A 14041-nucleotide genomic window follows, 5' to 3' on the forward strand; every position below is an offset into this window, starting at 1 on the left:
TCATTCCGGGTTGTCCACCAGGCTCTGGCCCGCCTTCACGCTGAGTGACAGCGCCGTGCGCGCGTAGGCCGGTGAGGCCCCGGCCAGCCCGCAGGTGGGCGTCACCAGCACACGGCGGCCCAGCAGCTCCGGGGCGAACCCGAGCCTGCGCCACAACGTCCTGACACCCTGGACACTACCGGCCGCGTCCGACACTCCCTGGTCAGTGAAGGGGACGACACCGGCGAGGATCACGGTGCCCGCGTCGATCGCCTCGCCCAGCTCCTCGTCCTCACGCTCGGTCAGCAGCGAGAAGTCCAGCGAGACCCCGACCACCCCGGCGCGGCGCAGCAGCGGCAGCGGCACCTGCGGCGCGCAGCAGTGCACCACGACCGGCGCGTCCAGCCCGAGGACCACCTCGCGCAGGACCTCCTCGGCGACCTGCCGGTCGACCGAGCGCAGCCGCTGGAAGCCGCTGGCGGTCTTCACGGAGCCGGCCAGCACGGCGGGCAGCGAGGGCTCGTCGAGCTGGAGGACGACCTCGGCGCCGGGGACGCGACGGCGGACGTCGGCGAGGTGGCGGCGGAGGCCCTCGGTGAGCGAGGCGGCGATGTCGCGGCAGGCGCCGCGGTCGGCGAGCGCCTTCTCGCCGTGCTTGAGCTCGATCGACGCGGCCAGCGTCCACGGGCCGACCGCCTGGACCTTGAGCGGTCCCCGGTAGCCCTGGGTGTACTCCTCCAGCGCGTCCAGGTCCTCGCCGAGCCAGGAGTGGGCGCGGCGGGTGTCCCGGCCGGGGCGGTCGGCGAACCGCCAGCCGCTCGGCTCGGTCTGCGTGAACAGCTCGACCAGCATCCCGGCGGAGCGTCCGATCATGTCCGCGCCCGGCCCGCGCGCGGGCAGTTCGGGGAGGAACGGCAGGTGCTCCAGCGCACCGGTGGAGGTCCTGGCGGCCTCCCGGGCGTCGGTGCCGGGCAGCGATCCGACGCCGGTGGCGGCGCCGACCAGGTCGGGGAAGGGGTGTCCGTTGCTCACCCGCCCGAGCCTAGTGCGCCGGGGCGGGAGGTCGGACCGGCCGACCTCCCGCCCCGCCGGTCGCGGCTCAGCGGCCGGGGCGGACGGTGATGTCGGTGATCTCGGCGTCGCGCGGGACGTCGAGGGCGGTCAGGATCGCCTTCACCACCGACTCCGGCTCGATCCACTGCCCGGCGTCGTACTCCTTGCCCTCCTGCTGGTGCACCTTGACCTGCATCGCCGTGGCGGTGCGGCCGGGGTAGACCGAGGTGACCCGGACGCCGTGCCCGTGCTCCTCCGCGCGCAGCGAGTCGGCGAGCGCCTTCAGGCCGTGCTTGCTCGCCGCGTACGCCGACCAGTCGGCACTGGCCCGCAGACCGGCACCGGAGTTCACGAAGACGACGTGGCCCTTGACCAGCCGCAGCGAGGGCAGCAGCAGACGGGTCAGCTCGGCGGGCGCGACCAGGTTGACGTTCAGGGTGTCCTGCCAGGCCTTGACCGGCAGTTCGCCGACCGGGCCCAGCTCGACGATGCCCGCGACGTGCAGCAGCGAGTCGAGTTCGATCGGCGGTGCCTGGTGCCCCAGGGCCCAGGAGAGCTTCGCCGGGGTGCCGAGGTCGCCGACCAGGGTCTGCGCCCCGGGGAAGCGTTCGCGCAGCTCGGCGGCGCGGCGGGCGTCGCGGGCCAGCAGCCAGAGGTCGTCCCCGCGTTCCGCGAGGCGTTCGGCGAGGACGGCGCCGATGCCGGAGCCGGCGCCGGTGATCAGATGTGCAGCCATGGGGCCGATCCTCTCAGGCGCCGGACTTGAGCTGTTCGAAAACCTCGGCCGGAGTACCGGCGAAGGTGATCAGGTCGCCCAGCGGGCGGGGCAGGAAGCCCTCGGCGTCCATCCGCTCCAGCTGGGTGCGCAGGCCCGCGTAGAAACCTTCGGTGTCCAGGACGACCACCGGCTTGTCGTGCAGCGCGTGCTTCTTCAGCTCCAGCACCTCGGTGACCTCGTCCAGCGTGCCGAGGCCGCCGACGAGCACCACCACGGCATCGGCCCGCATCAGCAGCTGGGCCTTGCGCTCGGCGAGGTCGGCGGTGGTGATCAGCTCGTCGGCCCCGTCGTACGCCTTGTGCCTCAGGAACTCGACGGAGACCCCGACCAGCCGGCCCCCGGCGGCCTTCACCCCGTCCGCGAGCAGACCCATCAGCCCGGCGTTCGAACCGCCCCAGACCAGCGTGTGCCCGCCCTCCCCCAGCAGCCGGGCGAACTCGGCGGCCGGAGCCGAGTAGCGGTCGTCGAGCGAGTACGCGGAGCAGAAGACAGTGATGTTCATAGTGCTCCCCGGTGTATCACGACGGCTGATTCGCCCACTACCTGATCGGCGGGAGCGGCTGGACGGGCCCGACCGCCGTGTGCTCAGGCGTTGACGGCCGGGCGCTCCGTCGTGGCGATGGTGGCGGAGCCGACCACGCGGGTGCCGTCGTAGAGCACGACCGCCTGGCCCGGGGCGATGCCGCGGGCCGGGGTGTCGAGGCGGACGCGGAGTTCGCCGTCGGCGACCGAGGCGGCGACCGGGACCTCCTCGCCGTGGGCGCGCAGCTGGGCGGTGTAGCGCCCCTCGACGGGTGCCTCGTCGCCGCACCAGCGCGGACGGATCGCGGTCAGCGCGGTGACGTCCAGGCCCTCGACCGGGCCGACGGTGACGGTGTTGTTCACCGGCGAGATGTCGAGGACGTAGCGCGGCTTGCCGTCTGCGGCCGGGCGGCCGATCCGCAGGCCCTTGCGCTGGCCGATGGTGAAGCCGTACGCGCCGTCGTGCTCGCCGAGCTTGGTGCCGTCGGCGTCGAGGATGTCGCCGGTCGCGGTGCCGAGGTGCCGGGCGAGGAAGCCCTGGGTGTCGCCGTCCGCGATGAAGCAGATGTCGTGGCTGTCGGGCTTCTTGGCGACGGCCAGGCCGCGCCGTTCGGCCTCCTCGCGGATGACGTCCTTGGTGGTGTCGCCGAGCGGGAAGAGCGAGTGGGCGAGCTGGTCGGCGTCGAGCACGCCGAGCACGTAGGACTGGTCCTTGGCGCCGTCCACCGCGCGGTGCAGCTCGCGGCGGCCGTCCGGCAGGTCGACGATCCGGGCGTAGTGGCCGGTGCAGACGGCGTCGAAGCCGAGCGCGACCGCCTTGTCCAGCAGCGCGGCGAACTTGATCTTCTCGTTGCAGCGCAGGCAGGGGTTGGGGGTGCGCCCGGCCGCGTACTCGGCGACGAAGTCGTCGATCACGTCCTCGCGGAACCGCTCGGCGAGGTCCCAGACGTAGAACGGGATGCCGATCACGTCGGCGGCCCGGCGGGCGTCCCGGGAGTCCTCGATGGTGCAGCAGCCGCGGGCGCCGGTACGGAAGGACTGCGGGTTGCTGGAGAGCGCCAGGTGCACGCCGGTCACCTCGTGTCCGGCCTCGGCGGCGCGGGCCGCGGCGACGGCGGAGTCCACCCCGCCGGACATCGCCGCGAGCACGCGCAGGCGGCCGGTGGGGGACGGAGCGGTCGGAGCACCCGGGAAGTCAGTCATGATGAGTCCAAGCGTACGTGGTGCCGTCCGGCATTCCGCCGGGGTTTTCCTCAGCGCCGGACGGCCGCGAGACCGGCGTTGCGGGCGCGGTGGACGGCCGGGCCGATGGCCCCGGTGAGGGCGGCGACGTCCTCCCGGGTGGAGGTGTGGCCGAGCGAGAAGCGGAGCGAGGCCCGGGCGAGCAGCGGGTCGACGCCCATCGCCAGCAGGACGTGGCTGGGCTGCGGGACGCCGGCCGAGCAGGCCGAGCCGGTGGAGCACTCGATGCCCTGGGCGTCGAGCAGCATCAGCAGTGCGTCGCCCTCGCAGCCGGGGAAGGAGAAGTGCGCGTTGGCGGGCAGCCGTCCGTCCGCCGCCGGGTCGCCGTTGAGCACCGCGTCCGGGACCCCGGCCAGCACCTCGGCGACCAGGTCGTCCCGCAGTGCGCCGAGCGTGCCGGCGTGCTCGGCGCGGCGTTCGACGGCGATCGCCGCGGCGGCCGCGAAGCCGGCGGCGGCGGGTGCGTCGAGGGTGCCGGAGCGGACGTCGCGTTCCTGGCCGCCGCCGTGCAGCAGCGGGACGGGCGTCGCGCCGCGGGAGAGCAGCAGGGCGCCGATGCCGAACGGTCCGCCGATCTTGTGGCCGGTGACGGTGAGCGCGGTGAGCCCCGAGTCCGCGAAGGACACCGGGACCTGACCGAGCGCCTGGACCGCGTCGGCGTGCATCGGGACGCCGTACTCGGCGGCCACGGCGGCGAGTTCGGCGACCGGCTGGACGGTGCCGACCTCGTTGTTGGCCCACATGACGGTGACGAGCGCGACCGAGGCCGGGTCGCGTTCGACCGCCTCGCGCAGCGCCGCCGGGTGCACCCGGCCGAGGCCGTCCACCGGCAGGTAGTCGACGGTGGCGCCCTCGTGCTCGGCGAGCCAGTGCACGGCGTCCAGCACCGCGTGGTGCTCGACGGGGCTGCAGAGCACCCGGGTGCGGGCCGGGTCGGCCCCCCGGCGGGCCCAGTACAGGCCCTTGACGGCCAGGTTGTCGGACTCGGTGCCGCCGGCGGTGAGGACGATCTCACTGGGCCGGGCGCCGAGCGAGTCGGCCAGCGACTCGCGGGACTCCTCGACGACGCGGCGGGCCCGGCGGCCGGCCGCGTGCAGGGAGGAGGCGTTGCCGACGACCCCCAGGTGCGCCGTCATCGCGGCGATCGCCTCGGGCAGCATCGGCGTGGTCGCCGCATGGTCCAGGTATGGCATAACCATCCGATTGTAGAGGGCCCCCGGTGTGCGGTCCGGCGGCCGATCCGCCCACCGTACCGATCCGGCCACCGACCGCCGCTCCCGGGCGGTCGGTGACCCGCCGTGCCCGGGCGGGCAGTCGGGCGGGCGGGTCCGGCGGCGGGCGGAGGGGCGGACCCGGACGGCGGGGGTGCCGGGCGACCGGGGCCCGGTAGGGGGCACCCGCCTCGAACGGTTAGCCTGACGGCCACCGCAATGCGGCCGGACGGAACAGGACGGGGCGGAATGTCGCAGTCTGTCGATCGTGCGCTGACCCTGCTCGGGTCGCTCGGCGACGGCCCGGTCTCCCTCGAACAGGCCGCCACCTCGATCGGGGTGCACAAGTCGACCGCGCTGCGGCTGCTGCGCACGCTGGAGGAGCACGGCTTCGTCCACCGGCAGTCCGACCGTCGCTACCGGCTGGGCGGCAAGGTGCTGTCGCTGGCGAACCGGGCCCTGGAGGAGATCGACGTCCGCCAGGTGGCCGCGCCGTACCTGGCGGCCCTCGCCGAGCGCTCCGGCTGCACCGTGCAGTTGGCGGTGCTGCAGGACGGCGAGGTGCTGTACCTGGACGAGTTGGCGGGCCGGTGGGACGGCGAGGCCGGGCGGCCGACCAGGATCGGGCGGCGCGCCCCGGCGGCCGGGACGGCGATCGGCCGGGTGCTGCTGGCCGGGCTGCCCGGGGACGGCCTGCCCGAGGCGGAGCTCTCCGCCGACCTGGCCGCGGTCCGCCACCGGGGCTGGGCCGCCGAGTCGGCCGAGCACCGGGAGGCGGTCACCTGCGTCGCCGCGCCGGTGGCCGGCAGCGACCGGCGGGCCGTGGCGGCCTGCGCGGTCTCGGCGCCGACCGACCGGGTGTCGCCCGCCGAGCTGGTGCGGCTGGTGCCGGAGCTGCTCTGCACGGTCGAGGCGATCTCGCTGGCGTACGGCGGTTCGCCTACTCCTCGCTGGTGCGAGAACCGTTGCGGTGCCAGGCCCGCGGTGCGCGCCAGCCGTACTTGAGGGCGAGCATCCGGAGCAGGAAGGCGGTCAGGGCGGCGGCGGTGCCGGTGAGGGCGGTCAGCCGGTCGAGGGCGATGAGCACGGCGACCAGCGCCGAGCCGACCAGGGCGGGCACGGCGTAGATCTCCCGGTCCCAGCGGAGCAGGGAGGGGATCTCCCCGGCGAGCAGGTCGCGCATGACGCCGCCGCCCGCCGCGGTCACCATGCCGAGCGCGACGGCCGCGACGGCTCCGAGCCCGTAGTCGTGCGCCTTGGCGGTCCCGGTGACGCAGAACAGGCCGAGGCCGAGCGCGTCGAGGGTCTGCACGGCGCGGTTGATCCGTTCGACCTCGGGGTGCAGGAAGAAGACGACCAGCCCGGCGGCCAGCGGGGTGACGAAGTAGCCGAGGTTGCTGAAGGCGGCGACCGGGGTGGCGCCGATCACGAGGTCGCGCATCACCCCGCCGCCCAGTGCGGTGACCTCGGCCAGCACACAGATGCCGAAGATGTCCATGTTCTTGCGGACGGCGAGCAGCCCTCCGGAGAGGGCGAAGACGAAGATGCCGACGAGGTCCAGCGACTGCTGCACGTCGGAGGGGAAGATCTGCGAGGTCACCGGACCACTATGGACCCGATGGTCCGGACCTCCGCGCACCGTCCGTCCGGAGCCCGGAGCTCCGGACGGACGGTGCGGGACGGCCTGCGCCGTTCGGCGGGCGGCCCGGGCCTCACCCGGAGACGGGCACCGGTCCGCCCGACGGGGCGGTCCCGGGGGCGGCCGCGGCGGACCCGGGAGCGTTCTCGGGGAAGTGGCAGGCCACCTGGTGCCCGGACTCCAGCGCGACGAGCGGCGGCTCCTGGCTCGCGCAGACGTCCTGGGCCTTCCAGCAGCGGGTGCGGAACCGGCAGCCGCTGGGCGGGTTGATCGGGGACGGCACGTCGCCCTTGAGCAGGATCCGCTCACGCCCGGCCCGCTGCTTGCGGCGCGGGTCGGGCACCGGCACCGCGGACATCAGGGCGTTGGTGTAGGGGTGCATCGGGCGGCTGTAGAGCGAGTCCCGGTCGGCGATCTCGACGATCTTGCCGAGGTACATGACCGCGACCCGGTCGGAGACGTGCCGGACCACCGAGAGGTCGTGCGCGATGATCAGGTAGGTCAGGCCGAGTTCCTGCTGGAGGTCGTCCAGCAGGTTGACCACCTGCGCCTGGATGGAGACGTCCAGGGCGGAGACCGGTTCGTCCGCGACGATCATCTTGGGCCGCAGGGCGAGCGCCCGGGCGATGCCGATGCGCTGGCGCTGGCCGCCGGAGAACTCGTGCGGGTAGCGGTTGTAGTGCTCGGGGCTGAGTCCGCAGAGCTCCAGCAGGTCCTGGACGGCCTGCTTCACCCCGCCGGCCGGCTCGGCCTTCTGCAGCCGGAACGGCGCGCTGACGATGGTGCCGACGGTGTGCCGGGGGTTCAGCGAGGAGTACGGGTCCTGGAAGATCATCTGGATGTCACGGCGGAGCGGCCGCATCGCGCCGACGCCCAGGTGGGTGATGTCGGTGCCCTCGAACTCGATCGTCCCGCCGGTGGGTTCGTCGAGCCGGGTGACCAGCCGGCCCATCGTGGACTTGCCGCAGCCGGACTCGCCGACGACGCCCAGGGTCTCACCGGCGTTGACCGTGAAGTCGATGCCGTCGACCGCGCGGACGGCGCCGGTCTGGCGCCGCAGCAGGCCGCCGTGGATCGGGAAGTGCCGGGTCAGGCCGGCCACCCGGAGCAGCGGCTCCCGGTCGGGGGCGGGTGCGGGAGAAGGGATGGCCGCCGCCTGAGTGTCCGTCATCGGTTCTCTCCAGAGAGGTGGTACGGGGCGGGGCTCACAGTCGGGGCGCGATCTCTTCGGTGAAGATGCGGTGCCGGTCGGCGGTCGCGAGGTGGCAGGCGGCGTGGTGTCCGGCCGCGGCCTCGGTGAGCACCGGGACCTCGCCGGCCGAGCGCCCGCCGGTCAGCTCGGCGTACGGGCAGCGCGGGTGGAAGGCGCAGCCGGACGGCACGTTGATGAGGCTGGGCGGGGTGCCCCTGACCGGGACGAGCCGGTCCTGGAGCTCCCGGTCGAGGCGCGGCATCGAGCCCAACAGGCCCCAGGTGTAGGGGTGTTCGGGCGCGTCGAAGAGGGTCTCGGCCGGGCCGCGTTCGACGCACTTGCCGCCGTACATGACGAGGATGTCGTCGGCGAGCTCGGCGACCACCCCGAGGTCGTGGGTGATGATGATGACGGCGGAGCCGAACTCCTCCTGGAGGTCGCGGATGAGGTCCAGGATCTGCGCCTGGACGGTGACGTCCAGGGCGGTGGTGGGCTCGTCGGCGATCAGCAGCGAGGGGTCGTTGACCAGGGCCATGGCGATCATCGCGCGCTGGCGCATGCCGCCGGAGAACTGGTGCGGGTAGTCGTCGACCCGGCGGTCGGGCTGCGGGATGCCGACCCGGTCGAGCATCTCGACCGCGCGGGCCCGCGCCTGCCTCTTGGTGGCCCGCGGGTGGTGCACCCGGTAGGCCTCGACGATCTGCTGCCCGACCGTGTAGTACGGGTGCATCGCGGTGAGCGGGTCCTGGAAGATCATCGCCATCTGGCGGCCTCGCAGCTGGCGGACCCGGTCCGGGCCGGCCGCGACCAGTTCCTCGCCGTCCAGCCAGATCTCGCCGCCGATCCGGGCCCGCTTGGAGCGGTGCAGGCCCATGATGCCGAGCGAGGTGACGGACTTGCCGGAGCCGGACTCGCCGACGATGCCGAGGGTCCGCCCCTTGCTGAGGTCGAAGCTGACCCCGTCGACCGAGCGGACCAGGCCGTCGTCGGTGTCGAAGTGGATCCGCAGGTCCCGGACGGAGAGGAAGGCGTCCCCCGTCGGGGCGGACCCGGTCGGGGCGGCCTCGGGTGCCGCGGTCTTCTGGAGCTCGGTCACGACAGCCTCACCCGGGGGTCGACAAGGGCGTACAGGAGGTCAACCACGAGGTTGCACAGGACGATGAAGAACGCGGCGAGCAGGGTGACGCCGAGGATCTTCGGCAGGTCGTTGTCCTTGATCGCGGAGACCGCGAAGAAGCCGACGCCCTGGAGCGAGAAGACCTGCTCGGTGATGAGCGCGCCACCGAGGAGCAGGCCGAGGTCCATGCCGAAGATGGTGACGACCGGGGTGAGCGCGGCCCGCAGGCCGTGCCGGACGACCACCTTCCGCTCGGCCAGGCCCTTGGCCCGGGCGGTGCGGATGTAGTCCTCGCTCATCGTCTCCAGCATGCCCGCGCGGGTGAGCCGGGCGTAGAGCGCGGAGTACAGGAAGGCGAGGGAGATCCACGGCAGGATCAGGTTGCGCGCCCACATCAGCGGGTCGTCGGTGAAGTTGGTGTACTGGAGGTTGTCCAGGATCGGCCACTCGTAGCTGAAGAGCGTGAGCAGCAGCGCACCGGTGAAGAAGACCGGCAGCGAGACGCCCGCCAGGGCGACGCCCATGGAGAGCCGGTCGAAGATCGACTTGGGCTTGAGCGCGGAGATCACGCCGGTGGTGACGCCGGAGACGAGCCAGATGACGGCGGCGCCGATGGCCAGGGAGATGGTGACCGGGATGCGCTTGGTGAGCTCCGGCCAGACCTCCAGGTGGTTCTTGAACGAGTAGCCGAAGCACGGCACGTGGCAGGTGGCGGGGTCAGGGCCGAAGTTGTACTCGGCACCGGCGACCAGCGCCTTCAGGAAGTTCCAGTACTGGGTGTACAGCGGCTGGTCGAAACCGAGGTTCTTCTTGACCGCCGCGATCGCCTCGGGGGACGGGTTCTTCCCGATGTACTGGGCGGCGAGCTGGTCGGTGGTCTCGCCGGCCAGGCGCGGGAGCAGGAAGAAGATCGCGAAGGTGACCGCGCTGACCACCAGCAGCAGCACCGCGGCGGCCAGCGTCCTGCGGATGATGTAGGCAAACACAGTTGGGCGGCTCCGGCGGCCCGCCGCCGTCCGGGATCCTCCGGACGACGGCGGGCGCCGCTGCCTTCACCTGCCTTCAGGGATGCGGAGCCAGGCTCTTACTTGGTGGTGCCGATGTTCAGGTAGTCGTACTCACCCGAGAAGGCCGGCGTGGAGACGAGGTTGGTCGCGCTGTCCGGGCGGTACAGGAAGACCTTGAAGTAGGTCAGCGGGACGTAGACGGCCGCGTCCATGACCTTCTTGTCGATCTGGGCGTAGATCTTCTCGCGGGCCGCCTTGTCGGTGTTGACCGCGGCGTCGTCGATCAGCTTGTTGACCTCGGGGTCGTTCAGCTCGGCGAGGTTGCTGTTGCCGGAGGCCTTGATCGAGCGGCCGTCGACGATCTGCTGCAGGAAGCCGTAGCCGGTCGGCCAGTCGGAGCCCCACTGCATCATCATCAGGCCGACGTTCTTCTCCTTGTTGAACGCCGGGACACCGACGTGGTCGGAGAGGTACTTGCCCTGCGGGTACTGCTGGATCTCGGCGTTGATCCCGACCTTCTTCAGCGCGGCCTGGATCGAGGTCGCGGCGGCGATCTCCGGGCCGCGCTCGGTGCGCGCGGTGATGACGGTGTCGAAGCCGCCGGGCTTGCCGCAGGCCTTCAGGGCGTCCTTGGCCTTGGCCTCGTCGCCCTTGTTGTCCTTGGTCTGGTAGGTGTTGAAGTCCTCGTGACCCGGGATGTCCGGCGGCAGCACGGTGTTGGCGACCGCGCCGCGGATCGGGCCGCCGATCGCGGTCTGCACCGAGACCTTGTCGATGGCGTACTGGACGGCCTTGCGGCACTCGACGTTGTCGAACGGCGCGACCTTGGAGTTGATCGCGGTGTAGACCAGACGGCCGCCGTAGGCGTTGTCGGTGGAGGCCTTGAGCTTCGGGTCCTGGAGGATCTTCGCCTGGGTCTGCTGGTCGACGCCGGCGCCGACCAGGTCGACCTGGGCGTTCCCGGCGAGCAGGTCCTTGTCGATCGTGGACTGCTCGATGTTCATCTTGAGCACGATCTTGTCCGGCAGCTGCTTGCGGATCGGGTCGGTGCTCTTGTCCCAGTTGGTGTTCGGGACCAGGACCGCCTGCTTGCCGTCCTCGTAGCTCTCGAACTTGTAGGTGCCCGAGGAGATGACGTGCTTCACGTAGTTGGAGCCGGTGTCCTTGTCCTTCGGGACCGGCACCGTCTGCGGGGCGGAGACGAGGTAGTCGAAGTCCGCGAAGGCGTGCTTCAGGTGGAAGACGATGGTCTGGTCGTCCGGCGTCTCGATGGACTTGAGGTCGCCTTCCTTGTCCTTGTACGGACCCTGGTACGGCGTCTCGTTGTCGACCAGCATCTCCTTGAAGTACGTCGGGCCGTTGGAGTTGACCTCCGGCGCGTAGTTGGAGCGCAGCACCGCGTACTTGACGTCCTTGGACGTGATCGGCGTGCCGTCCTCGTACTTCAGGCCCGCGCGCAGCTTGTACGTCCAGGACAGGCCGTCCGCGCTGGCCTGGCCGAGCGACTCGGCCAGGTCCGGGACGAGCTTCTGGCCGTCCGGCTGGAAGGTGGTGAGCGGACGCCCGTACAGGCGGGAGAAGTTGTAGATGTACGCGTAGTACGTGTTGCCCGGGTCCAGCGAGTCCGGCGTGCCACGCATCTCGTACGTGACGGTGCCGCCCTTCTTGTCCGAGGCGTTGACGATGCCCTTGGTGGCCGCGTCGGCGCCGGAGGCACCGCCGGCCGCGGAGCTACCGGTGGCGGTGGACTTGGCGTCGTCGCTCTTGGAGCTCGACGAACAGCCGGTGACGACCAGGACCGCGGCGGCAGCTGCGGCGGTCAGTGCGACGGTACGGGACCTGCGCATGGGTGGGATCAACCCCTTGAGGAAGTGGTGGCCGAACGGAGGGTCCTGACGCTGGGTCAGTTGCTCTTGGGATCGAGGGCGTCACGGAGCCCGTCGCCGAGCAGGTTGAAGGCGAGCACCGTCAGGAAGATCGCCATACCGGGGACCACCATGTACTGGGGGTCCACCTGGTAGTACTGGATCGCGTCGTTGAGCATCCCGCCCCAGGAGGCCTGGGGTGCCTGGATGCCGACGCCGAGGAAGCTGAGGCCCGCCTCGAAGAGGATGTTGGTCGGGATCAGCAGGGTCGAGTAGACCAGGATCGGACCGACCAGGTTCGGCAGGAGCTCCTTGAACAGGATGAACGGACCCCGCGCGCCGAGGCTGCGGGCCGCGTAGACGAACTCGCGCTCGCGCAGCGAGAGGGTCTGGCCGCGCACGATCCGGCCCATGTAGGGCCAGTTGAAGAAGCCGATCACGAAGATCAGCACGGCGATGTGCAGCGGGAGGCCGTGCAGGCCGAACGCGCCGCCCTGGAGCGAGGCGGAGATCGCGATGGCGAAGAGCAGCAGCGGGAAGGCGAGGAAGACGTCCATCACCCGGCTGATCAGGGTGTCCACCCACCCGCCGTAGTAGCCGGCCATCACGCCGAGCACGGTGCCGATGGTGTTGGACAGGAGGGTCGCGCCGAAGGCGACCAGCAGGGAGACCCAGGAGCCCTCGATGACGCGGGAGAGCAGGTCACGGCCCTGCAGGGGGTCGACACCGAGCGGGTGGTCCCAGCTCATCCCGCCCCAGTCGCCCAGCGGCAGGCCGCCGAGGTTGGCGTCCAGCAGGTCCTGGTTGAGCGCGTCGGGGTCGAGGCCGAAGACCGATTCGATCGGCTTGGCCAGCACGGCGAGCAGGATCAGCAGGATCACGACGACGCCGCCTGCGACGGCGGCCTTGTCCCGCTTGAAGCGGGTCCAGGCGATCCGGCCGAGCGAGCGGCCCTCGATCTTGTTGGCCGGGCTCGCGGCGGCTGCTGCCTCCGGAGCGTTGCCGGCGGTCTTGACGGGTGCGGTCATGGTCAGTTCGGTCCCCTCGCCGACGGTGGCCGGCCCACGGGTGCCGGACGCCGGGATCGGCGGTACGGCTGGTGCGGACGTGCGGGCATGCGGAGTGCGGTGTTCCCAGCGGTACGGCGTGCTCAGTACTGCTGCCACGCGGCATGGGCATCACGTGGATATTGCGGTCCGTCAGCGCGTTCGCCTTTGTGAGGCGCCAACCACGCGCGGCGGCTGTTGCAGAACTCTCTGCCATCCGAACTGGCTTGCGCCAGCCCTGACAACCGACAGATGCCCAACTGTGATCTGCGCCCATGCACCTCCCTGATCCCCGGTATATCCCTCTTCACACAGCTGTAACAGCCATGTCAAGATGATGGCCACCGACTTCGGGAAGTTCGTCCGGAAAACGTCGGAACCGGCCTGACTTGTCGTCAGACCGGTTCCGGAAAAGGAACGTTGCTATTGCGTTTGGCGGCTCAGCGCCCGGGGTAGCCGGGCCACGGCTGCTGGGGCGGCGGCTGCTGCCCCGGCCAGCCCGGCGCGGGCGGGTGCGTGCCGTAGCCGTAGCCGGGCCCCTGCTGCGAGGCGTAGGGCGGCGGTGGCACCGGCGGGTAAGGCCCCTGCGGGCGGCCCGTCCCGGCCGCCTCCCGGTCGTAGAACGGGCGCGCGTTGGCCCGCATCCAGAGCGCCACCGGGTCGAACTCGTCCGCCATCGCCACCGTCGAGACGGCCAGGCCCTCCGGCGCGACCGCGATCGCCCGCTGCATCAGCGCCCGCACGGCCTCCACCGTGGGCGGCGAACTCTCGTACAGCTCAAGGCCGATGGCCAGGTACGGCTCGCCCACCGTGGGGCGCACCCAGGCCCGGCGCAGCGCCCGCACCGCCCGCACCTCGACCGCCTGGCGCTCCAGCAGCGCGAAGAACTGCTGCGCCGGCACCTGCGGCTCGCTCAGCTTCAACGGACCGGCCGGCAGCCGGTCCAGCCCCGCCGCGACCCGGCGCAGGTCCGCCCAGGGCACCCCGACACCGCCACCCGGCGCGTGCGGGTTCAGCCAGAGCCCCCAGCGGGTCCGGAACAGCGAGGCGGCGATCTCCCGGCCGGAGATCACCTCGTGCGCCCGGGCCCAGCCGGACGCCGTCAACTGCTCGGGCGAGGTCACGGCCGGCGCGTAGCCGTGGCCGCTGATCTCCATGTTCCCGTACTGGGCGTCCGCGCTGCCCGGCGTACCGTGCCAGAGGAGCATCCAGACCTGCCCCTCGGCCAGCGCGTGCAGCAGCGTCTCGTACGCCTCGTAGCGCTCCGGCGCCACCTCGCGCAGGGCGCGCTCCAGCGCGCCCTGATCCGGACGTCCGGTGGGTGCCTGGCCCCAGGGCCCCGGTGCACCGCCCGCTACCGCTCCCGCACTCATGCGCCCACCTCGCTGCG

The 14041-nt window shown here is 71.9% G+C and carries 13 protein-coding genes; 1 reads left to right on the plus strand and 12 read right to left on the minus strand.

Annotation, left to right across the window (positions count from 1 at the left end; all coding sequences use genetic code 11):
* From PUR56_RS36935 to PUR56_RS36955, 5 genes are all read right to left on the minus strand, one after another.
* Positions 1-1011, minus strand: a complete 1011-nt coding sequence (locus PUR56_RS36935; RefSeq protein ID WP_329952177.1) for a methionine synthase — start codon at positions 1009-1011, stop codon at positions 1-3.
* 67 nt (positions 1012-1078) lie between these two features.
* Positions 1079-1768 carry an SDR family oxidoreductase gene (locus PUR56_RS36940; RefSeq protein ID WP_329882938.1) on the minus strand — a complete coding sequence of 230 codons (690 nt, stop codon included), beginning with the start codon at positions 1766-1768 and terminating at the stop codon, positions 1079-1081.
* 13 nt (positions 1769-1781) lie between these two features.
* The gene (locus tag PUR56_RS36945; protein ID WP_329882939.1) at positions 1782-2312 is read right to left on the minus strand and encodes a TIGR00730 family Rossman fold protein; all 531 of its coding nucleotides are present in this window, start codon (positions 2310-2312) and stop codon (positions 1782-1784) included.
* An 83-nt stretch (positions 2313-2395) separates the two neighbouring features.
* Positions 2396-3535 (minus strand): tRNA 2-thiouridine(34) synthase MnmA, encoded by a 1140-nt coding sequence (mnmA, locus tag PUR56_RS36950; RefSeq protein ID WP_329952178.1) that lies wholly within the window; start codon positions 3533-3535, stop codon positions 2396-2398.
* 50 nt (positions 3536-3585) lie between these two features.
* Entirely contained in the window at positions 3586-4767 is a 1182-nt protein-coding gene (locus PUR56_RS36955) for a cysteine desulfurase family protein (RefSeq protein ID WP_329952179.1), read from the minus strand.
* A gap of 267 nt (positions 4768-5034) precedes the next feature.
* On the opposite strand from PUR56_RS36955, the gene PUR56_RS36960 reads away from it, so the two are divergent.
* Complete coding sequence (locus PUR56_RS36960) at positions 5035-5790, plus strand: IclR family transcriptional regulator (protein WP_329952180.1); 756 nt, start codon at positions 5035-5037, stop codon at positions 5788-5790.
* Here PUR56_RS36960 and PUR56_RS36965 read toward each other — a convergent pair.
* From PUR56_RS36965 to PUR56_RS36995, 7 genes are all read right to left on the minus strand, one after another.
* Complete coding sequence (locus PUR56_RS36965) at positions 5726-6385, minus strand: trimeric intracellular cation channel family protein (protein WP_329952181.1); 660 nt, start codon at positions 6383-6385, stop codon at positions 5726-5728. The genes PUR56_RS36960 and PUR56_RS36965 overlap by 65 nt on opposite strands.
* A 112-nt stretch (positions 6386-6497) precedes the next feature.
* Positions 6498-7595, minus strand: a complete 1098-nt coding sequence (locus PUR56_RS36970; RefSeq protein ID WP_329952182.1) for an ABC transporter ATP-binding protein — start codon at positions 7593-7595, stop codon at positions 6498-6500.
* Positions 7596-7629: 34 nt separating this feature from the next.
* Positions 7630-8712, minus strand: coding sequence for an ABC transporter ATP-binding protein (locus PUR56_RS36975; RefSeq protein ID WP_329952183.1), 1083 nt, complete (start codon positions 8710-8712; stop codon positions 7630-7632).
* A complete protein-coding gene (locus PUR56_RS36980; RefSeq protein WP_329882946.1) occupies positions 8709-9719 on the minus strand; it encodes an ABC transporter permease in 1011 nt (336 codons plus the stop codon). Before PUR56_RS36980 ends, PUR56_RS36975 begins: the two co-directional genes overlap by 4 nt.
* 98 nt (positions 9720-9817) lie before the next feature.
* On the minus strand, positions 9818-11587 hold the full coding sequence (locus tag PUR56_RS36985; RefSeq protein ID WP_329882947.1) for an ABC transporter substrate-binding protein: 1770 nt from the start codon (positions 11585-11587) through the stop codon (positions 9818-9820).
* A gap of 56 nt (positions 11588-11643) precedes the next feature.
* Positions 11644-12633: an ABC transporter permease gene (locus tag PUR56_RS36990; protein ID WP_329882948.1), complete on the minus strand. Its 990-nt coding sequence runs from the start codon at positions 12631-12633 to the stop codon at positions 11644-11646.
* 458 nt (positions 12634-13091) lie between these two features.
* Positions 13092-14024: an enhanced serine sensitivity protein SseB C-terminal domain-containing protein gene (locus PUR56_RS36995; protein WP_329882949.1), complete on the minus strand. Its 933-nt coding sequence runs from the start codon at positions 14022-14024 to the stop codon at positions 13092-13094.
* Between the last annotated feature and the right edge of the window lie 17 nt (positions 14025-14041).

Source organism: Streptomyces sp. BE303, assembly GCF_036290945.1.
Lineage (GTDB): Bacteria > Actinomycetota > Actinomycetes > Streptomycetales > Streptomycetaceae > Kitasatospora.